We start from the raw sequence: 20,653 nt of genomic DNA on the forward strand, positions 1-20,653 counted from the left end.
GGGATCTACTTGTGGCAGGCAAGGCAGAGTTTCCCAGCCGAGCCATACACCTCGTCGATGTCCACCCGCACGTCGTCCGCCAGGGCATTGATCGGCTTACGGGCGTTGAGCCGCGCGACGCGCTTCTCGTGGTCGGCTCGGATTTGAGCTAGGCGCTCCGGGCGCGCCAAATCGTCCAAGGACTCGCCTTGGCTCCAGGTGAAGGGCGAGCCGTGCTCCAGCGCCGTCTTCTCGTAGCCACGGGCTTCTTCGAAGGCTTCTGGATGTTCCTCGAGCAGGCGTGCCCACTCGATTTTCTGCTGGTAGAAACAGAACGTGCAGCCGCTGCGGGACCGCCAACGATAGTAGTCAGGGAGACCGACGCCAGCTGCTTCGAGGATTTCGGTGACGCCGGCCTTATCGATGCCGGCAGTCCTGAACGGCAGGTGGACCCGAAGGTTCTCCTGCCCGGAGATGTAGCCTTCTCGGTAGTCCTCGTCGGCCCGGATCGCGACATAGCTGTGCACGACGTCACCCGCGCGAACGAGCGGGCGGACCCATTCCTCGAACGGTTTGATCTTGAGTTGTCGCGTGCACCAACGCGTCTGCGGCGAGGGGAGGAAGCTGTTGTACTCCCGTAACCAGAAATCGAAGTCGCGATCAGGGTTCAGGCGGAGGATCGGTTTGCCCAGGAAGCCCTCCAAACGGCCCAGGAACTCGTAGACCTCCGGCAGCTCCTTGCCAGTGTCGGTGAAGAAATACTCGATGTCGAGCTCGGGGGCGTGCTGGCGCATATACACGGCTAGGGCTGCACTGTCCTTGCCGCCGGAGATGCCGAGCACGTGTCGTTCGGTCATTCAGGCCTCTGCGGGTTCATGGAGATCCGAGGGCGCGCTGAGCTGCAGCCCGAGCTTGGCGAGGGCGCCAAGCGCGACGTTGGTCGGCGCGCCTTCCTGTCCGAGGATTTTCGCGATCTTGGATGCCAGCTGGTCCGCTTGTCGATGTTCCGCAGGATCGAGTTCGATCTCAGGCGCGGCGGGAGCCGGGTAGTCGGGGTCGCTGACATACACGACCATGGTCACCCGCCCATCGGCGCGACCTTTGAGATGGCCCAAGCCCTCCGCTCGCAAAAACTGCTGGGCGAGCGCCGCGAGCTCGATGCGAGCGGCGTCGACGTCTCGGTCGACCCAATCTCTCGCCGGCTTGTTCGCTGCAAGGCTCGCGATGCCTTCAACGTCCTCCATGGTCCCGTCGAAGGCCGCAAGACGGGTGGCCAGCGCATCGAGGCGGAAGTTGCCCGACAGTCCCTTGACCGCAGCCGCGCGTCTTTGAAGCGGCCCGAAGTTCGCACTCGCTGCCCCTTTGAATCGCAGCTCACGATAGAGGGTGTTGATCAGGTCGTTGAGCATTTGCGGATAGGCGCCCTGCAACTCCAGGCGAGCGCGGTCGACCGCGCTCGCCAGCAAGGCGCCCGTCGCCCCACGCTCCCCCCCAATGGCGCGCGGGAGATCCTCGAAGAGGAGCTGGTTGGGATCGTGAGAATTGCGGCCAAGGTTTCGAAGGGCCGTTGCATTCGGGGATAGCGTGCTGGTCCGAAGTGTCCAATTCGGCAAAGCGCGGACCTGCCGCACGAGCGCTTTGGCGACCTCGAGCGGTGAGGGCGCAACGCACCCTTCCTCGTCGCTCAGGCGCCGCGAAAGCTCCGCGACGAGGTTTGAGTCGAGATCGGACAGTTCCACCCAACGCACGCGCACCGCGCCCGGGTCTTGGAGGATCCGGTCGACCAGATAGGCGTCGAGCTGCGGGCGGAACACCCCATCGAGATAGATCGCCGCCCGTTCAGACGCGCTCAGCAGGAAGGCCGCCCCGAGGATTGGAAGCAGCCCATCGCGAACGCCAAATGGCGGCGCCCGCCAGGCCGAGAATAGCTCGGCGAACGTCTGTCCGCGGTCGTTCGCCCTCAGCATCTCCTCGGCCCTGCGCCAAATAGGGGCGAGTGAGTGCGGATCGCCGTCTTGCGGGGCGAGAAAGCGCCAGGCCCCGCGGGCTCTTTTGTGAAGACCGGTGCTTTCCAGCAGGCTGGAGTAGAGGCCAGCCTCAGGCGGATAGCCGTCGAGACCGAGCCGCGCTTCACCCGCATGGTCGACCATCGCGTGCAGCAGAGCGCGGGTCGCTGCAGCCGCATTTGAGGAGGGTCGAGTCCGATTGACGAGCTCGTTACGCAGGCGCGGACTCGCCGGGTAGTGCCAGTCCGCCAGGTCTGATGCAAGGATGCTGAGGGCGGCGGGGCCCGTGAGCCTCTGGGAATGACCAGCCTCGACCTCGACTGGAAGCACCCAATCGACCAGGTCGATGGCGTCGCTCAGTCGGTCCTCCAGCTCCGCGGCGAGCCTGGAGATGCGCGCATCGACTTCGCGTCGGGCGACGGGATCGCCCTCGAGTTCGGGCCGGTTCGCGCGGACGTGCTCAAGACCGGCCAGTTCGATGGCCATCTCACGCAGGCGGAAACTGTCGCGAGTCCACCCTACGACGATCAGTCGTTCCCCAGCCTCGCGGGCGACCCGCTTGCAGATCTTCCGGGCGGCTGCTTGGGGCTCGCCTTGGCCGCTGACGAGAAGGAGGAACAGGCCGGCGGCGCCAGCGGCTGGCTTGTAGCTGGCTACCCTTTCCTGAGCCTCGTGAAGCGGCGCGAGGTCCACTTCGAACCAGCGGAGCGCCCCTGTGGTCTCGTAGTGGCGCTTGGCGAGGATGGGCTGCAGCGATGCCTGACGTGCCAGGTGGCGATAGTCGACGGTCACGCCGTTGCGGCGCGCGTCCTCAATGGCCTGCTCGATGTCAAAGTCGCTGCCCGCGTAGATGGCGTAAGACCCGGCGTGCTTCCGGAAAACGACGACCGACCAGCTGACTAGGTCCGTCAGGGCAGCTTCGATCGAACCGCTCTCACCAGGCGGCAGGCATTGGGCGACCACCTCGGGCGTGGCCTGAAGTCCGGAACGATCCTTGAATAGGTCGAGGAGCGCGATCGCCTTCAAGAGCGCAAGATGCGTACGGCTCCCGCCGCGCACTTCGCACCGCTCAATCGCCTCGACCGCGGTCGACCAGCGGTGGCCATCCGGCGACGCCAGAATCGCGGGTTCCAGGTTGGCGCGCAGATAGTCCCACAGCTGTTCTGGGGCAAACAGCTCCTCGCGTCCCGTCGCTCTGGCCAAATGCTCCTGCAAACCGAACGGCTCGGCGGAGGTGAGGAAACCGAAGATGCTCCGTTGGCTCTGTCCAAAGCGGCGACGGGAGATCGGGCCCAGGAGGGCGGCGACAATCGGGTGCAGCGGCCAGCAGGCTGACAGGCGCTCCGCCAGAGCGGCCGGTGATCCGCTGCGCTTGCCGCGGATCGCCTTTGCGGTCACCTGAGCCATCGGCGAGGGGACGGCCGGCTTGTCCTTGGATTCGATCGCGCGCGCGATGAGCTCGATCTGCTCTTCCCCCGCGAGGCTGATGGACACGTCTAGGAAGCGGCCCTGGACCTTCATCCACTCGTCCCGCGCTTCGCGCGAGAGGCGGTGCGCGTACTCGTCGAACGCCTGGTGAAGGATGCCGATCAGGATGAAACGTCCGCCAGACCGTGCGGAAATCTCCGCCAGGTCCTGGAAGACGTGAACGTCGCCACCGTCCGCCGCAGCGTGCTCAAGGAATTTCCCCATTTCATCGACGATGAGGACCAGGCCTTCGGCGCTAGGCGCGCTGACCAGGCGGGAAATCCAGCTCGAAAGGGACTCCTTGGGCTTTCGCGGCGGGAGTTTCTCTTGCTGTGCGACGGCCATGATGGCGTCCGCAATAGCGTCTTCGGCAGAGGCTCGGCGGCCGACGACCGGCGCCACGGTCCAGGCTCGAGCAGATGGCCGGAAGAGTCGGCCGATTTCGACACCGTCTTCCGCTGGCAGATCGCGGAAGAGCTGTTTGGTCCGGCCGCGCGGACCTGCGAGCAGGGCCGCCAAGGCCACCGCAAGGCTCGATTTCCCGCTTCCGTAGGGGCCGGTCCAAGTGAAGGCGCAATGCCCTGTCGCTTCTCGATGGCGTCCCATCAGCAGCAGGGCGTCGGCGGCCGACTGCGAGCAGACGTAGCCTTCAAGGGCTGCGGGGTCGCCCAGATCGCTGTCGACTCGTATGGCCCGGGTGAACCGTCGGGCGACGCGAACGGAAGAGGCGAGGGGAGTGCTCATGCGGCGGCCGCCGCCATGTCGCGCAGGTACATCGATCTCAAGGATTGCCACATGTCGAGACGATCCAAATCGTGAGCATAGAGCTGCCGCATGCCGGAAGATTCATCCCAGCGGAGGGCTCCCTCGGTCAGGGCATCCAATCGCACCAAGCGTTCGGCTACCGTCTCTTCGTCCAAGAGGAAGACCTGTCCTGGCGAACCACGTTCAAAAGTCAGGAAATCAACCGAGAACGAACGCCGCCCTCGGAAGTAGGTGTTCCAGAAATCGAGAAGGGAAAATAGGAAAACCTCATCGGGTAGAGATGATTTCGGGCCGCGGCGAAATCTATAGACTTCACCAATGCCGGCCTTCTGAATGAGGCTCAGCTCGGCCAATGGAGATTCAATATTATCTTCCGGCGCCCGGCGAGCGCCTCCCGCGGTAGCGACGTAAGTGCGGATCAGACACTCAACGTCGCGGCGGATCGTGATGTCGCTAATTGATCGGTCCTTCCCGAGTCGGCGTGCCTCGCTGAGCTCGTCGCAGCGACGTTGCAGGCGCCGGCGCATCAGCTCGCGGTCGAAGGACGGCTCGTGAAATTCGTTGAACGCCCAATGCCACACGGTCGCGCGGCCGGGCTTCGAGGCAAGCATCCAGTGCAAAAGCCAGAGCGAGCCGGGGTGCTCGAGGTAGGGATCTAGGGCGTCGCCGAAGAGGAGCTCGCCAAGGCGCCCCTTTGCGATTCGTGTCGCACGTTCGCCCGGCCTGTCTTCCGCCGCGAGTATATCCGTCGCGAGAGCCCAATGCCGAATCGAGATAACCATGTTGCGACCAACGCCGAAGAGCGAGATCGAAGCGTCGTCATTAAAGATTGTGCCCGCCGGAACGCCGCTCTCGATTTCATTGCTGACAGCGTCGTAGGCCTTCTTTAGCCACCCGTAACGGAGTGGAAAGGTTTCGTGGCCTGCAAACTGAAGGCGGGCGTCGGCGATGTCGAGCAGGCTCCGGGCCATTCTTTACTCACTGGAGATCGTTTCCAGTTGGATGGACCCAATGAGAACATTGTGTCAACCTCCTGGTGGATGCCGCCAGTGCGTCAGGGGGTGAATGTGTCCGAAGCCGCCGCCTATCTCGACTATCAGGGCTCCACGCCCGTCGACCCTCGTGTCCGCGATGCCCTGATCGAGGCGCTCTCGCACCCGGGGAACGCGAGCGCCGAGGATCATGCGTTCGGGTGGGCGGCCGCGCGCCGAATCGAGGACGCCCGACAATCAGTGGCGCGGGCGATCGGCGCGCTAGAGGAGGAGGTGACCTTCACGTCGGGCGCCACCGAGGCTAACAACCTCGCAATCCTCGGGGCGGCCTTGGGCTCGCCCGCGGATCGGCGCCGGGTCCTCGTGAGCGCGATCGAGCACAAGTCGGTGCTCGCGCCGGCGCAGGCGCTGTCGGCTCGTGGGTTCTCCGTAGAACTTGTCCCTGTTGGCCCGGATGGTTTGGTTGACCCCGGTGAGTTGAGGTCGAGGATGGCGCCGGATGTCGCCGTCGTGTCGATCATGGCGGTGAACAATGAAATCGGCACCATTCAGCCCGTTGCCGACCTGACCGAGGTCGCCCATGAATTTGGAGCGTTCTTTCACGTCGACGCGACGCAGGCGCTCTGCGCTCAACCGGTTGACGTGCTCCAGTGGAAGGTCGACGCGCTGAGCCTTTCAGGCCACAAGATCTATGCTCCGGGCGGGATCGGCGCCCTGTTCGTGGCCCTCGAGGCGCCGTGGCGCCCGCAGCCCCTCGTTCACGGAGGCGGACAGGAGCGTGGGCTCAGAGCGGGGACCGTCCCCGCCGCCTTGTGCGCCGCCTTGGGCGAAGCATGTCGGCTGATCGTTGATGAAGGTGGAAACGAGCGCGCTGCCGTCGCGGCCCTCAGGGATGGATTAGAGTCTGCCCTTCGCGGCATCTTTCCTGCCCTCAAGGTGACGTGCGCCACATCCCCCCGCCACCCCGGGGCGTTGCACGTCCGTTTCCCCGGCATAGACGCGACCGACCTTCTCACGCGGCTTCAACCGCGCGTCGGGGCGTCCACTGGCTCGGCGTGCAATTCCGGCATCATAGGGCCGTCGCACGTGCCGCTCGCACTGGGCATGTCGCAAGAGGAGGCCGCTCAATGTGTCCGCTTTTCGGTCGGCCGCTTCTCAGGCCCAACCGACGTTGAGATCGCAACCGACGCTCTTCGATCTGTGCTTCTGAAACGCGCCGCTTGAACGCGTGGCGCTCGGGGTTGCAAGCCTAAGCCTTGGCTTTCAGGGCGGACTGAAGCTCCTCCCACAGCGGGCCTTCCCCTGAACTGGTGACGACGCCCCTTGAGACGAGCTGCTGGTCGATGGCGGCTTGGGCGGGTCGAAGGGGATCGACCTCCGCGAGGTAGGTGCTCTTCAAATAAAGGACCGATCCGGCCCGGCCACGCCGTCGGGCGCGCAGGGCCTGTAGGTCGATTTCCACACGAGACCGGACCGCCGGAAAATGCCGGGATGGATCGTCGCAAGTGATCGCAGTGAGCGCGGGCGCGTCAAGCGGCAGGTGAAGGAAATGCGCCGAGTTCAGGTCGTCGTGGAGGAACTCCGCGCATCCGTGCAAGACCCGCAGGGAAGGGGGGAGCCGCGCCAGCACCGATGGCGTGAAGACGAAGGCGTCGCCCAAAAATCCGCCAAGCCCAGCCGCAACCGCCGTTTCCGCCGCAGCTCGGATGGCTAGCTTGTCGCCGGCGGAAAACAGCAGTCGCTTCGCTTCTTCCATCGCGGCGGCATGGCTCCGGAAGAAGGTTTTCACGTCACGCTGAAGCGACCTGGCGAGCTTCGTGTAACGCGGCGCGCCCGGGAACAGGCTGAGTGCGAAGTGGACCAAGAGGTCCTCCCGCCTCGCCAGCGCCGCCTCTTCGAGCAGATTTGCGTCGAAGGTGCCGTCGCAGGCCAAGGCGATCGCGCGCTCGAGCGACACTCGCGCAGTCGCCAGCGCCTGCGTCACATCGGACTCCACCTCGCCAGCTTCCGGTGGACGACCGAGGGCCAGGGCCGTGCGCCAGATATCCTCCAGCTCAGGCTGTATGCGCTCACGGACAGACGGCGCGACCGTAACCGGCCTGGGCGGGCGCGGCGGAACGACGAAACCTTCTGCGATCAGCGCCGCGCGTGATCGGCGGCGATATGAGACCTCCTGCTCAAGCTCCTTGTCCCGAAAAGCCGTGATGATGCCCGGCGACAGGGTGATGCACCGTTCCCCCAAGGCGCCTTCGACGAAAGTCTTGATCTCCTCGTGTGCGAAGTAGCGTTGAAACGTGCCCCGAGCGGTCAGGAAACCATCCCGATATGGCCGCTGTGCGGTCGGTGGCGTCTGACTGGGCAGCATCACCGCTACGGTCAGAGCCCGGCGCGCGAAGCTCCAGGCCGCCTTCAGCGTCTCCACGCGCTCATTCGGCTCCTCGATGACGTTCAGGACAAAGCCGAGGTTGACCGCGTCGGCCGGTCGCCGAGGGCCCGTCGGCGCGTGATGTGGGTCCCAACCGAACGCTTCGATGCCGTTGGCGCTGAGGATCGCGACGTCGTCGCCCTGGCCGCACCCATAGTCGAAGACGGACGAGTCGCGCTCGATCACACCCCAGCGCAGCATGAGGGAGACCGGCTGCGAAAGATCTCGCCGTGACAACGCCGTCTTGTGCCGGGCGACTTCGACGACCGGGGCGCCTTTGGGCACGAGCACATGGCCCCGCAGCTCAAGCCCAGCGTCATCGATGAGCTTAGCCCATGCGCGCCGTGTGCCGATCCGATTGGGCTGACGAAACAAGCCATGCTCTTCGGCCGCCCTCGTGAGCGCCGCGAATGTCGGCCGCCTGGGGTCGTCCGGTGCGAGCAGCAGTTCCTTCCGATGGAGGATCGGTGGATTGGCGCTTGCGGTGTAGTCGAGGCTCTTGGCTTTCCTGCCTTCCAAGACGACGGCAGTCGAGCTCAGCAGGGCAGGGAAGGCGACGTCATCGAAATCCTCGTAGAGGAGAAGGCTTGCACCGCCTCGGCTAACCTTGGCGACGTTCCACCGAACCTCCCCGGCAATCGCCAATGCACCGTTGAGGATTTGCGCATGCTCGCCCGACAAGCAGCTAACGGCAGCCCGATGGATGTAGATGGCGGCTCCGACTCGCTTGCCGACGTCAGAGGCCGCTTTTGCCCGGACAACCGCCACCTTGGACAATCTCCCGCCCATCACTCTGAAAAGTGTGGCCAACCCGCATCGCTAGGCAACCCGCAGCTCGCCCCTCGTTCATCAAGCGTTCGCAAGGATGGAGCGCTCAAGGGCTTCCTGAAGGCACAACCCCGCTCGCATTGTCCCGACCGATTCTGTCGGGTGATAGCCGCATTAGATTTTTCCGCGATACTTTTTTGGCCGGCTTGGAGGCGCGTGCAGCTACGCTAGGATGCGCGCGGGGGATGCACATGCTGAAGACGATCACTGAAGAGAATGATGCCCTTGCGGCCGCTCCAGTCGGCAGAAGGTTGCAGGGCGCCCCGGGTCGGGCCCGGCCAGGTTCCGCTCAGCGGATGGGCGTAGCCTGCCATCATGAACGCTGAGTCCTACATAGGACGGGGGCTTCCCTTCGACGTCGCACTTGCTCGTGCGCCGATCGCGCTCACACGCGAGATCGTCGGTGAGCCCCTTCAGGCGGTGCTCCGTCTGATGGACGCTGACCTGGTCAGTGACGAGAAGCTACGTGTTCTCGCCAAGGACATGGTCGATCCCATCGGTGTGCTGGTCGACGTGCGCACGCGAGAGCAGTTGGTTGACAGCTTGCCGGTTGCCAAAATCCAAGAGCTCGCGGGAGCGTTTGATGTCTCGCGCGAACCGTTGCTCTCGCTGCCGCGCCGCCTGCATGCGGCCCTCGCCCAGGCGGACAACCTCACCCCGTTGTTCGAATTCTTCGGCCTTGCTTCTGATGAGCGCGCAGCGGGCGTTCATCGACCGGCAACGCTTGAGCTTGAAGCAGGCTACGGCCTCTTCCCGCATCAACGCACGGCGGCGCGCCGCACGCTGTCGCAGTTGGACCAGGAACCGCGCCGGGTTCTGCTCCACATGCCGACCGGCGCCGGAAAGACCCGCACCGCGATGCACGTGGTTTGCGACCACCTTCGCACCCACGGACCGAGCTTGGTGATTTGGCTGGCGAATAGCCCTGAGCTTCTCGAGCAAGCGGCCGAAGAGGTGCAGAACGCCTGGCGCAATCTGGGCGACCGAAGCCTGACCCTGGCGCGATACTGGGGTTCATTCGCACCTGATCTGGGCAATCTGCGCGATGGCGTTCTGGTGGGCGGACTTCAGAAGCTTCACGCGCTTTTAGCCCGAAATGCCAACGACCTCTTGCGCTTGGGCGATCGCACCACCCTGACCGTGGTGGATGAGGCCCATCAGGCCATCGCTCCGACCTACCGCAATGTGATCGAGGCCCTGTCTCAGAAGCACCCTCAGGGACGCCTTTTGGGGCTCTCGGCGACACCTGGCCGGACTTGGGCCGACATCGACGCTGATGCGAAGCTGTCCGAATTTTTCGGCCGTCGAAAGGTGACGCTCGAGGTGCCGGGCTACCCCGATCCCGTTGAATACCTCATGGCCGAAGGCTATCTGGCGCGACCAACATTCCGCACCCTGAACCACAGCTTGGGCGCGGGGCTTTCGTGTGATGACAAGGCGGACCTGGCGAGCGCCCTCGATGTGCCCCCGGAGATGCTCGAGCAGTTGGGCGAGGACGAGCAGCGCAACCTGAAGATCGTCACAGACGTGGAAGATCTCCTGCGGCGGCACCGACGGATCATTGTCTTTGCGGCTAGTGTACGCCATGCGCACCTTGTTCGGGCGGTGCTGACCGCGCGCGGCCATGAGGCGCTCGTGGTCACAGGCGATATGAATCCGGCGGTCCGTGAACGCGCGATCCGTAGGTACAAAGGCAACGCCCCCGATCCTATCGTCATGTGCAATTTCGGGGTGCTCACGACGGGATTCGACGCCCCTAAAACCAGCGCCGCTGTGATTGCTAGGCCCACCCGATCTCTGGTCCTTTACAGCCAGATGGTGGGCCGCGCGACGCGAGGGCCCAGGGCGGGCGGCAATGCGGAAGCGGAAATCGTGACGGTGGTCGATCCAGACCTGCCAGGCTTTGGTGACGTCGCCGAAGCCTTCAAGAATTGGGAGGATATTTGGCGTGGCTGATGATCTTAACGGCGTGACCGTTCCGCGGGGCCGGATTATTCCGCCGAATCTGGCGGTCGTGGCGATGCGCGACAGTGGCTACAAGAGCACCGCCTACGCCCTCGCCGAGCTAATCGACAACGCCATTCAGGCGAAGGCCTCGGACGTGGAGGTGATCTGCGTAGAGGCCAAGCCTGAGAGCGCGAAGAAATATCAGCGCGCCCGCATCTCGCAGATCGCCGTGGTGGACAACGGCGAGGGTATGGACGCAGTGGTCCTCGATAAGGCGTTGCAGTTCGGGAATGGCATGCGGCTGGCCGATCGCACGGGGATCGGTCGTTTCGGCATGGGCTTGCCCAACGCGTCCATTTCCCAATGCAAGCGGGTGGACGTCTGGACTTGGCAGAATGGTCTCGAGAACGCCATCCACTCGTATCTCAACGTAGATGAGATGGAGAGCGGCGCGACTGAGCTCGTGCCCGAAGTTACGCTGCGCCCTGTGCCGACCGAATGGCGTGAGCGCTCCGAGATCTTGGGGCGCACCGGCACCCTCGTCGTCTGGTCCGAATTCGACGAACATCGCCTTACTTGGTCTTCAGCGCGTAGCACGCTCCACAATACGGAAATGCTCGTGGGCCGTATCTATCGGAAGTTCATCGACGACGGCCGCGTGGCAATTCGACTAAAGGCGATTTCGGACGGGGAGGTGGCTTATGACGAGCACGCCCGCGTTAATGACCCCATCTATCTTATGGCACCGTCTTCAACGCCGAAGCCGTTCGACACCACGCCGATGTTTCAGCCGTGGGGCGAACAGGATCACAAGTTCACGATCAAGACGGAAGACCGCGGCGCCCACGACGTAATCGTGCGCATCTCCTGGGCTCGCCCAGAGACAGTCCCCAAGGACGGCACAAACCGAGGCGCCACCCACTACGGCCGCCACGCTGCTAAGAACATTGGGGTCTCCGTCGTGCGCGCTGCGCGCGAGCTCGACCTAGACGACAATTGGGTCAATTCATACGACCCGGTTGAGCGCTGGTGGGGAGTCGAGGTGGAGTTTCCGCCAGAACTTGATGAGATCTTCGGAGTCACCAACAATAAACAAGCTGCGGTCCATTTTGCCCGCATGGCCCATTTCAATTGGGAGGATGAGGCGGAAGAAGGCGAGACGTCAGTCGCCTTCAAGCAGCGCCTGCTCGAGGAAGGCGATCCCCGATATCACCTCATCGATATCACCAACTACATCCGCAACCAATTGAAGGAGGTGCGAAAGCGCCTCGAAGCTCAAACTAAGGGCACGCGCTCAGGTGGTCAGCGGCATGAGCAGCCCACCGTTGATGATCGGGCCTCCAAGGCGTTCAAGGATCGCGCGGAGGAGCGCAGCGTCGAGTCCGACGCGGAAGTCCTCGATGACGCCGCCAAAGAGGCGCTGGTCAAGGATTTAGAGAAGAAGCGCTATGAGCCAGACGTCGCGCGCGGGATCGCCCAAACCGCGCAGGACCGCGACCGTAAGGTCCTGTTTCTAATTGAGGATTGGGAGAGCTATGCATTCTTTAAGGTTGAAAGCAAACCCGGTGGTCTCACCGAGATTGTCTTTAATAGTTCGCATCCCGCTTATCGGCGCTTACTTCAGGTGCTCTCGCCAGAATTCCGTGATGAGGTGAGCGAAGCGGTGCTCCTCCGCAACCTCGACGAAGCCTCTCAAACCCTTCGCATGCTGTTCGCGGCCTGGGCGCGGCTTGAAATCGAAGAGATGTCCAATGCCCGCAAGCAACAGCTCAAGGACATGCGGCAAGACTGGGGTCAGATGGCCAAGACGTTTCTGGCCGTCGACGATTTGACAGAGTGAGCGCCCTGCTTGGCGATCGGCTGCTAGCGCTTTGCGCCGAAGCCCAAGAACCCGTTCTGCTGGTCGCGCCCTTCATCAAGGCGGACGCTTTCGCGCGCATCTTGGCAGCGACACCTAAGGAGCTGCCGATCACCTGCGTCACGCGGTGGCGACCGGACGAGGTTGCGGCCGGCGTTTCGGATCTGGAGGTCTTCGATCAGATAGCGGCTTGGCCGAATGGGCGCCTCTTCCTCCATCCACACCTGCACGCGAAATTTTTCAAGGCGGGCAGATCGGGGCTGCTTGGGTCCGCAAACCTGACCGGCCGAGCGCTTGGCTGGGCCGAGCCCGCGAACCTTGAGTTGTTGGTGGAAGTGGATCCGAATGCGGCACACTTGCAGGCATTCGAGGCGCTACTCTTCTCCAGCGTCCTGCAAGCCGACGAGGGGATACGCCAGGCGGTCGCGGCCGCCGCGGCAGCCCTTAAAGCTACTTTACCCCGTGTGCCGGCGTGGGCGTGCGACTTTGCCCCCGGTCACGCATTTTCAAGCGCCTTTTGGCTACCGACTTGTCCGCGGCCCGACCTGCTCTTTCGCGTCTACAACGAAACGATTGGCGACCTCCTGCTCGCCAACGCGCGGAAGCTGGGCGATCACGATCTCGCTTACCTGGGAACTCCCCCAAGCCTCAGCGAAGCGGCTTTCAATAGCTACGTCGGCGCCATGTTGCGGCAGGTCCGTTGGATCCAGGACCTCGATCGGCTGACAAATCTGGGGCTCACCGATCACGTAGCAGCAGAGACAATTGGCAAGAGCCTGCCAAAGGACCACGACTTTAGTCCGGAGGACCTCTGGAGCGTCACCAAGGAGTGGCTGGTGTACTCTACCCGGATCAGTATGAGCGCGTGCCCGCAGGTGAGATGCTTCGCAAACGCCGAAAGGCCATATGAGCTTTTGCGATAAAGCTCAGCGACCCAATGAGGGCGCTGAACTCATGTTGCGCCTAATATATCTTATCGGAAATCGCGCGGCTTATGACGCTGAGTTTCCATTGGAAATAGCGCCCAGGTGTGTGACTCGGGTAAATTCTGAAACTCACGGTGTCAAACGGCGTTGAAAATTGGCTCTGACGCAGATTTGGTGACGTGATCAGATGGCGTGGCCCAGGAGTCTGGCCTCTAGCAGGTCGAGCTTTCCACGGCCGTACATCTGGCGTTTGACGAGCTTGAGCTTGGTGATTTGACCCTCTGTCTGACCGTTTGACCAGCCCGAGGTGATGGCGGCGCGAACGGCGCTGATATCCCGGTCGACGCCGTTGGCGAACGACGCCACTAGGCTGGCGCGGCCACGTTCGATCCAGGGGCAGAGGTCACCTTCAGCTTTACGGCGGATCATCAAGTGGAAGGCGGCGATGATCTCGCGGGCTTCGATCAGCGCAGGCACGCCCGTCTCGATGGCGGCGACGGTGACCGTCTCGGCCTTGGACAGCGTGTCGCGCGAGGTCGTCATCAGCCTGCTTATGGTACGCGCCGAAGGGATGCGGCTCAGGGTGTCGGCGTTGACCTGGTCAGCGCGCCGGCGTCGGGTGGCCCACTCCGTCACGACGCGAAGTGAACCCCGAAAGCCCTGTGTCCTAAGCTGCCGCCAAAGCTCGGCGCCGTTGCGACGTCCGGCCGACCATTGGACATCGAGCCACGGCAGATAGCCTTCCAGCGAGCTCTCGCGGAGGCGGAACACGTCGCCGCGTTGTCCGCGAAGGATCTGACGCACCAGACCGCGACTGTGCCCTGTACGGCGGACAATCTCCTTGATCGCGACGCCGTCCTTGGCCAGGGCAAAGACCGCCGCGTTGGCTTCCTCGCGCCGGAGGTAGCCCTCATATTGGAGGCGCTCGGCGGCGCTCAGCAGATTGGGATTGATGGTCATGGCGCCAATGGCGCTGCGGATCTGGCGCATCGACTTTCGCACCGCGTCGAGGAAGGCCCGGCTGGCGTTTTCCAACAAGTGCCAGCGGTCGGCGACTTGGATCGCATGCGGAAGTGCTCTCTCGGCAGCCAAGGCGTAGGCGCCGCCGCGATCACGAGCGACGATGGCGATTTGCGGCTGCTGGCGCAGCCAGGCTTGGGCCGTGGCCGGCTCGCGATCTGGAAGCAAGCCGATAGGCCGCCTACGCTCCAGATCACAGATGATCGTCCCGTAGCGATGGTTGCGTCGCCAGGCCCAGTCATCGATGCCAATCACGGTGGGCGGCGGGGGCGCTGGAGAGCCTCGCCGGCGGACCACCCGCAGCAGGGTGTCGTTGCTGACCGGCAGCACCAGGCGCTTGGCGAAGCTCGCTCCTGGTCGACCGCCGAGGGCCAGGCCCAGATGATGCACCAGGCCCTCCAGCCGTCCTGTTCGTCGCGCCCACGGCGCCAACACCGCCGGATCGAACCGCTCGGCGAAGATACGCCTGCCGCAGAGCACAGCCTCACACCGAAACCGCCTGACCTGCGCCCGCAGCGTCACGGATTTGCCGGCGATCGGAAGGTCAAAAATGCGCCGGGTGTAGTGGCTGTGAACGCGTTGGCTCGCGGCGCCACAGTCAGGGCATCGACTTGTCGAGCCCGTGCTTCGGATGTTGAGGGTGGTCAGCCCATCGGTGGCCCAAGCGCCGACGACGACAAAGCCAGCGGGGACGAGACTGGATTGGGAAAGGCGTTTGGCCATGGCGCTGATCCGAGCGTGAACCTCACGCCAGTCAGCCGGCCAACTTCATCAAAACTGAGTCAGAGCCACTTTTGCAAGCCGAGACACAAACCGCGCCTTGCAGCCGGTCGAGCAGAAATAATAGCGCACGTCCTCATGGTCGCTTCGAAGGGTCGCGTCCGACGGCGTTATCATCATGCCGCAGACCGGATCACGAACGCGGTCTCGGCGCGGCGCCGCGTCGCCGTGCGCGCCCCCACTGGCCGCCGCGCTTTCGCCCGCCGTTCCTCGTTCGTGATCCCTGTCGGCCATTGGCGTTTCCCCTAAGGCCTGTTGTCCTGGCTATTCCGAAATCAGATGAAATTCGTCGAGAAGCGCGGCGATCTCTGTGCCTTCCAGTTTCTTCATCAGCAGCTTGCGTAGGAATGCAGGGCCCGGGACGTCAATGCCCTTACCGTCTCTCAACGGTCCGATCGCCGCCAACAGCGTGCGGATGTCATAGGTGGAGTTGAACACCTCCGGGACACCGCGCTCAACGTCCAGCAGGGTGTAGACCGCCTCCATGGGCGTGCGCACCGAGTACTCGGTGGTGAAGATGCAGTCGCGCTGCTTGGACTCGGCGAACTGGCCGATGAAGGCGAAGTTGACCGCGCCTTTAGGCACCACGTCAGGCCGGTCGCCGGCTTGACGCGGCATGAAGAAGGCGGTGATATAAGGCATCATCACCGGCACGGTCCTAGCGCCGGTCGCGGCCAACTCCGGGATGTCCTCGACCGGCACGCCGAGGTGATACAGCCATTCCTGGGTAATCTCCTCGCCGGTGCAGTCCTGCATCGGCTTCTTCACATAATCGCCAGGCTTGTCGACGAAGAGCGCATAGAACCAAGCGATCATCTGGTCCTTGGGCTGCTTCTTGAAGTGAGGTTGGCGGTGAACGGTCCAGCTGAGCAGCCAGCTGGAGTCCTTGACCGTCACAATCCCAGCCGAGACGATCTTGCCGGTGAACGGGTTGCGCTTGGTGATCTTCTCGACCTGCTGGGCGATGCGCGGGTCCAGCGCGGTGATCGACGCGGAGGCCCACTTGGTCTCGGGAATATGGGCGCCGAAAACGTCGGGGCGGCCGAAGGCGGGATCCTTGGCGGCGATGCGACGCCAAAGATCCCAAGCCGGCGCCGGGCCGTCCTTCAACTTGGCGGGCGTGTGGTGGTCGCCATTGTCGGAGTTCTCCGTCAGAGATCCGATGGTGATGAAGACCAGGTCGTCGGGACCAAGATCGACGCCGCCGGCCTGGCCCTTCTCCGTCCAGTGAATGCGCGTGGCCTGCTTGCGGTCGGCCTGGATATCGAAGTCGACATCGGTGACCTCGACACCGTAGCGGAACTGGACGCCGTGCTCCTTCAGCCATTTGACCAGCGGAAGGACCATAGATTCGTACTGATTGTAGCGATTGAACTTGAGCGAGGAGAAATCGGCGAGATGGCCGACATGGTGGATGAAGCGATGCAGATAAAGCTTCATCTCCAGCGCCGAGTGCCACTCCTCGAAGGCGAACATCGTGCGCCAGTAGAGCCAGAAGTTGCTCTTGAGGAAATCTTCGCCAAAGACCTCGTTGATCCGCTTGTTCTCCATCTCCTCGCGCGTCGCCAGGAAGACGGAGATGAGGTCCTTCTGCGCCCGATCGTTAAGCGTCAGCAGCGCCTTGTCGGGAACGTCCTGGCCCTGGTTCTGGGTGACGCGTTGCAACGAGACGTTCGGGTCGTCCTTGTTGAGCCGGTAGAATTCGTCCAGGACGCTGGCGTCCTCGATCTCCAGCGACGGAATCGAGCGATAAAGATCCCAGAGGCATTCGAAGTGCTCCTCCATCTCGCGCCCGCCGCGAATGACGAAGCCCTTTTCCGGCACGTCCAGGCCGTCGAGCGCGCCGCCCGGAATGTCGAGTTCCTCCAGGATGGTGATCCGCTCGCCCGCCACGCCGGCGTCGCGGATCAGAAAAGCCGCGCCGGCCAGTCCGGCCAGCCCTGCGCCCACGAACCAGGCTGACTTCTTGTCGGCGTCCTTGGCTTTGCGCGGACGGACAAAGGCCTCATAGTTTCCGCTGCTGTAGTGCATGGCGAAGTCCTTTCGGCTGAACTGAAAATCTTGTGGGGACTAGTATCGGTAGAAGCCTTCGCCGGCGGCGACGCCCAGCTTGCCCTTGTCGATGTAGTTTTCCTTCAGCCAGGCGGCGAGCGAGCGAGCATGCTCGTCGCCGTGGGAGAGGATGTTGTAGGGCGTGGAAAGACCGATGATGTCGTAGATCTGGAACGGGCCCATCGGCGCACCGGTGGCGATCCGCCAGACCTTGTCGATGTCGGGGGGACCGGCGTAGCCGCCGGCGGCAAGATCCGTCGCGGCGTTGAGAAACGGCACAAGCAACGAATTGAGGACGTAGCCGGCCTTTTCCTTGCGGAGGGGAATGGGCGCCATGCCGATGTCGGTGGCGAATTTGATCACCGCATCGAAGACGACCGGATCGGTGTCGGACGTGCCCATCACCTCGGCGGTGTTGAACTTCCAGATGCTGTTGGCGAAATGCAGGGCCAGGAACCGGTCTGGACGCCCCGTGAAATCCTTCAGGGCGCTGGGCAGCAAGGTCGAGGAATTGGTGGCGAAAATAGTCTTGTCCGACGCGACCCGAGCCAACGCCTCGTAGGTCTGCTGCTTGATCGCCAGAACCTCCGGCACAGCCTCGATCACCAGGTCCGCTTGTGCTACCGCGTCGGCCAGATCGGCCGACAGCCGGATTTGGCCGAGCGCCTGCGCCGCCTTACCGCCGGCGGCTTGCGGGATCTCCTTCTCATAGGTCGCGACCAGACCATCCAAACGCGAGCGGGCCTGGACCAGGGCCTCGTCGCTGATGTCATAGGCGACAACGTCAAAGCCGCGAAAAGCGGATTGGAAGGCGATTTGGCTGCCCAATACGCCCGTGCCCAGCACGGTGACCTTCTGGATATCAATCATCGCAAGCGCTCCCGGGTTCGGCGGCATCGTGGAGAAATGGGGCGGACACCTGGCGGGGGACGCGGACCAGTTTGCCTGTCGCCTTATCGATCAGCGCCCATTGGGACAGGGCCGCGACGAGACACCGGCCGCGCACGTCGATGAACTCGACGCGCCGGGCGTAGCGCGCGCCACGCGGCGGGCCATCGAGCCAAGTGACCGCGGTGACGTGCGCGCCGGCCAGGACGTTGCCGCGATAGTCGACCTCGTGCCGGAGCACCACGGCCGCATAGCGATCCGCATCCTCCGGTCGGGCTGCGGCGAACCAATGCGCCACCGAAGCCTCCTGAATCCAGACGACCCAAGTGGCGTTATTCACATGGCCCAGTTCATCGATGTGTTCGTCCTGGGCGCAGAACGTGAGGGTGAAGCGTCGCTGCGGATCAAGGCGTCCCAGAAGCGGCGCTCCAGCCGCGTCGCAACCAATCCGGCGGCGAGCGACCACGGCGCCTGTCATGGCCGCGCTCCTGCCGGCGCCCGCGCATCCAGGCCCGCCATGGCGCGAAAGAAGGCGACCAACATCTCCTCGCGCCCGATCGCGCCAGCCACCTGCCCCTGAACGGCTAGCCCCATCCACAAGGCGTAAAGGCCGATACCCGCCTGCAACGGCGGCAGGGCTGGGGTCAGATCGAACCGCTGGGTAAGGTCGGCGACGAGCTCACCGAACATCCGGTAGCACGAGGCTTTGCCCGCCTGATGTCGGGCGGCGAAGGCGGCGTCGCGCCGAGCGTGAAGCTGCAATTCGATCGAAAGAAGCGACCATTGTGGTTCGGCGGCCAGATTGGCGAGCCGGTCGGCCAGACGCCGAAGCGTCCGTTCGATGTCGCCGCTTTCGGAGCCGCGCACCAACTCGCGCAAAAGCGCGACTTCATCGTGGATGTGCGCCTCCATCACCTCGACCAGCAGGTCATCCTTGCTGGCGAAGTTCGAATAGAAGGCGCCTTGAGAGTGGCCAGCCGCACCGCAAATGTTGCGGATCGACATGCCGGACACCCCTTCCTCGACGATCGAGGTGTGCGCCGCGGCGATCAGCCGGTCGCGTGTTTGGCGCTGCGTTTCCTTTCGCGGAATCGGCATTGCGGAACCTCCAGCAGTCATGCTGAACCTTGGACCGGCCAGCATTGAGGACGAATCCAGATATCAAACGATATCCCAATTTGACGGATGGTCGAGACCAAAATCACGTCCCGCCACCGGACGGCCGGAAAGGGCGACCTTGACTAGACCTCGCGACATACGCACTTGATGGCGATCGAGCGCTCGACGCCCAGAGAGGCGGGGAATGCGCCGCGCTCCAGTGACTTTCGGCGCCGGGATCGCGTGGCCTCTGGAGCCCTACCCAAGCGCCCTATGAGCGTCCGCGAGCGCCGCCCTTGAAGATTGAAGCGCTCCCGTCGGCGATTTGAGGTAGATCAAGGCGGTTCAGAGAAGGCGGTCACCTCCTGCGGCGGAGGGACCGAGAAAATGCAAAAGACACGATTTGTTCGTATAGCCACGTCCATCGGCGTGGCGCGGAAAATTGCCGACCTGATCGACGACTGCGATCGGGCGATGGCCGACATGAGACAGCGCAACGACGATCGAGGACTGCGACGCTTGGCGGCGCAACGGCAATCGTCTTTGCTCACCAATTGGACTGCGCTTCCACGCGCGCCGAGGAGCGGCTTGAACTCGTCCAAAAATTATGAGTACGCTTATTTATGACTATGGTCATTTTTTGAGGGTTCGCGCATGAGTTCGCCCGACCTCGCGCCGCCTCTGGGCCGGCGCGACCGGAACATGCAGGACAAGCGGCGACGGATCGTCCAGGCCGCGACGCGCCTGTTCGAAGACCGAGGCTATGACGGCGTCACGACCCACGAAGTTTCCGAGAAGGCAGACATCGCCGTCGGTACGCTCTTCCGGTATGCGGCGTCCAAAAGCGAACTGCTGCTGCTTGTCTACAACGACAAACTGCGCGAGGCGCTGGCCCAGGGAACGACGCGCGCCGTCGGGGCGGACGATCCCGTCGAGGCGATCATGGAGATGGTCTCTCCCCTGCTTGAGCTTGGGCGGATAAGCAGCGACAACGGCGCGGCCTACCAGCGCGAGTTGCTGTTTGGCGCCCCGACAACGCCCAACCGCCAAGAGGGGCTTGGCGTCATCGCCGATCTGGAAGCCGCGATCGCCTCGCGCCTGGCGGGGGCGGCTCGCGCCCATGGCCTGGCGGAGCACGCCGAGGCCGGACGGCTTGCGGCCAGCACCATTTTCGCCGCGACCCATCTGATGATCGCCAGGCAATATACCGGCGCGCACCGCGGGCATGCGCCGGAGACCGACCTGCGCGGTCAGATCACGCAGGTTGTAAGGGGCTATCTGGCCACGTTGCGCCTGGAACCCGCCGGCCCGACCTCCAAGGCTTTGCTCGAACAAGCTTAAGATCAACACCCAGACTCAGATTTCGCTTTCGCACGCGGCAAGAGATCCCATCGTGGACACCTTCATCTTCGTCTGCATCAGCGACACACAGAGCAGGACCATGGTGGATCTGCAGGAACTGCCGCTGACCGGCTATCGCGATCACGCGATCAAGATGTTGCAAAAGCACGCCAGCGCCGTCGCCGTGGAAGTCTGGCAAGGTGAAAAGGTGATCGACACCGTCAAGCGCGACGACCACATCTTAGGGAGGGATTAGGCCATGGCGACCGTGATCCGCTCCC

16 protein-coding genes are annotated in these 20,653 nt (G+C 63.5%); 6 read left to right on the top strand and 10 right to left on the bottom strand.

The features are described 5' to 3' along the window. Positions 1-5: 5 nt before the first annotated feature. The 3 genes from ACE3TA_RS21160 to ACE3TA_RS21170 are packed head-to-tail and all read right to left on the bottom strand — an operon-like array spanning position 6 to position 5,188. A complete protein-coding gene (locus ACE3TA_RS21160) occupies positions 6-836 on the bottom strand; it encodes a phosphoadenosine phosphosulfate reductase family protein (RefSeq protein ID WP_374576326.1) in 831 nt (276 codons plus the stop codon). Next, positions 837-4,196 (bottom strand): hypothetical protein, encoded by a 3,360-nt coding sequence (locus ACE3TA_RS21165; RefSeq protein ID WP_374576327.1) that lies wholly within the window; start codon positions 4,194-4,196, stop codon positions 837-839. After that, positions 4,193-5,188, bottom strand: a complete 996-nt coding sequence (locus ACE3TA_RS21170) for a DUF4007 family protein (RefSeq protein ID WP_374576328.1) — start codon at positions 5,186-5,188, stop codon at positions 4,193-4,195. Before ACE3TA_RS21170 ends, ACE3TA_RS21165 begins: the two co-directional genes overlap by 4 nt. 96 nt (positions 5,189-5,284) lie before the next feature. Between ACE3TA_RS21170 and ACE3TA_RS21175 the strand changes: the two genes are divergently transcribed. After that, entirely contained in the window at positions 5,285-6,433 is a 1,149-nt protein-coding gene (locus ACE3TA_RS21175) for a cysteine desulfurase family protein (RefSeq protein ID WP_374576329.1), read from the top strand. A gap of 25 nt (positions 6,434-6,458) precedes the next feature. On the opposite strand, the gene ACE3TA_RS21180 is transcribed toward ACE3TA_RS21175, so the two are convergent. Next, positions 6,459-8,402: a DNA phosphorothioation-associated putative methyltransferase gene (locus ACE3TA_RS21180; RefSeq protein ID WP_374576374.1), complete on the bottom strand. Its 1,944-nt coding sequence runs from the start codon at positions 8,400-8,402 to the stop codon at positions 6,459-6,461. A gap of 375 nt (positions 8,403-8,777) precedes the next feature. On the opposite strand from ACE3TA_RS21180, the gene ACE3TA_RS21185 reads away from it, so the two are divergent. Genes ACE3TA_RS21185 through ACE3TA_RS21195 form a run of 3 tightly spaced genes read left to right on the top strand, consistent with a single transcriptional unit; the run spans position 8,778 to position 13,190 of the window. Continuing rightward, the gene (locus tag ACE3TA_RS21185) at positions 8,778-10,418 is read left to right on the top strand and encodes a DEAD/DEAH box helicase (RefSeq protein WP_374576330.1); all 1,641 of its coding nucleotides are present in this window, start codon (positions 8,778-8,780) and stop codon (positions 10,416-10,418) included. Next, a complete protein-coding gene (locus tag ACE3TA_RS21190) occupies positions 10,411-12,249 on the top strand; it encodes an ATP-binding protein (RefSeq protein WP_374576331.1) in 1,839 nt (612 codons plus the stop codon). Before ACE3TA_RS21185 ends, ACE3TA_RS21190 begins: the two co-directional genes overlap by 8 nt. Beyond that, positions 12,246-13,190 carry a phospholipase D family protein gene (locus tag ACE3TA_RS21195; protein ID WP_374576332.1) on the top strand — a complete coding sequence of 315 codons (945 nt, stop codon included), beginning with the start codon at positions 12,246-12,248 and terminating at the stop codon, positions 13,188-13,190. The genes ACE3TA_RS21190 and ACE3TA_RS21195 overlap by 4 nt, the downstream gene beginning before the upstream one ends. Before the next feature lie 186 nt (positions 13,191-13,376). On the opposite strand, the gene ACE3TA_RS21200 is transcribed toward ACE3TA_RS21195, so the two are convergent. From ACE3TA_RS21200 to ACE3TA_RS21225, 6 genes are read right to left on the bottom strand one after another with little or no spacing between them, the layout of a single operon-like run. Then, positions 13,377-14,936: an ISL3 family transposase gene (locus ACE3TA_RS21200; protein ID WP_374576333.1), complete on the bottom strand. Its 1,560-nt coding sequence runs from the start codon at positions 14,934-14,936 to the stop codon at positions 13,377-13,379. Positions 14,937-14,984: 48 nt separating this feature from the next. Beyond that, entirely contained in the window at positions 14,985-15,227 is a 243-nt protein-coding gene (locus ACE3TA_RS21205) for a YHS domain-containing protein (RefSeq protein ID WP_374576334.1), read from the bottom strand. Positions 15,228-15,257: 30 nt separating this feature from the next. Beyond that, on the bottom strand, positions 15,258-17,024 hold the full coding sequence (locus ACE3TA_RS21210; protein ID WP_184721696.1) for an oleate hydratase: 1,767 nt from the start codon (positions 17,022-17,024) through the stop codon (positions 15,258-15,260). Positions 17,025-17,063: 39 nt separating this feature from the next. Beyond that, a complete protein-coding gene (locus tag ACE3TA_RS21215) occupies positions 17,064-17,915 on the bottom strand; it encodes a 3-hydroxyacyl-CoA dehydrogenase (protein WP_184721698.1) in 852 nt (283 codons plus the stop codon). Further along, positions 17,908-18,411 carry a thioesterase family protein gene (locus ACE3TA_RS21220; protein WP_297515753.1) on the bottom strand — a complete coding sequence of 168 codons (504 nt, stop codon included), beginning with the start codon at positions 18,409-18,411 and terminating at the stop codon, positions 17,908-17,910. Before ACE3TA_RS21220 ends, ACE3TA_RS21215 begins: the two co-directional genes overlap by 8 nt. Beyond that, positions 18,408-19,031, bottom strand: coding sequence for a TetR/AcrR family transcriptional regulator (locus ACE3TA_RS21225; protein WP_184721700.1), 624 nt, complete (start codon positions 19,029-19,031; stop codon positions 18,408-18,410). Before ACE3TA_RS21225 ends, ACE3TA_RS21220 begins: the two co-directional genes overlap by 4 nt. Before the next feature lie 654 nt (positions 19,032-19,685). On the opposite strand from ACE3TA_RS21225, the gene ACE3TA_RS21230 reads away from it, so the two are divergent. Both ACE3TA_RS21230 and ACE3TA_RS21235 read left to right on the top strand, forming a co-directional pair. Continuing rightward, entirely contained in the window at positions 19,686-20,372 is a 687-nt protein-coding gene (locus ACE3TA_RS21230) for a TetR/AcrR family transcriptional regulator (RefSeq protein ID WP_304273871.1), read from the top strand. Between the two features lie 52 nt (positions 20,373-20,424). Next, on the top strand, positions 20,425-20,628 hold the full coding sequence (locus ACE3TA_RS21235) for a hypothetical protein (RefSeq protein WP_374576335.1): 204 nt from the start codon (positions 20,425-20,427) through the stop codon (positions 20,626-20,628). Positions 20,629-20,653 lie beyond the last annotated feature (25 nt).

The sequence above is a fragment of the Phenylobacterium sp. genome (assembly GCF_041916435.1).
Taxonomy (GTDB): domain Bacteria; phylum Pseudomonadota; class Alphaproteobacteria; order Caulobacterales; family Caulobacteraceae; genus Phenylobacterium.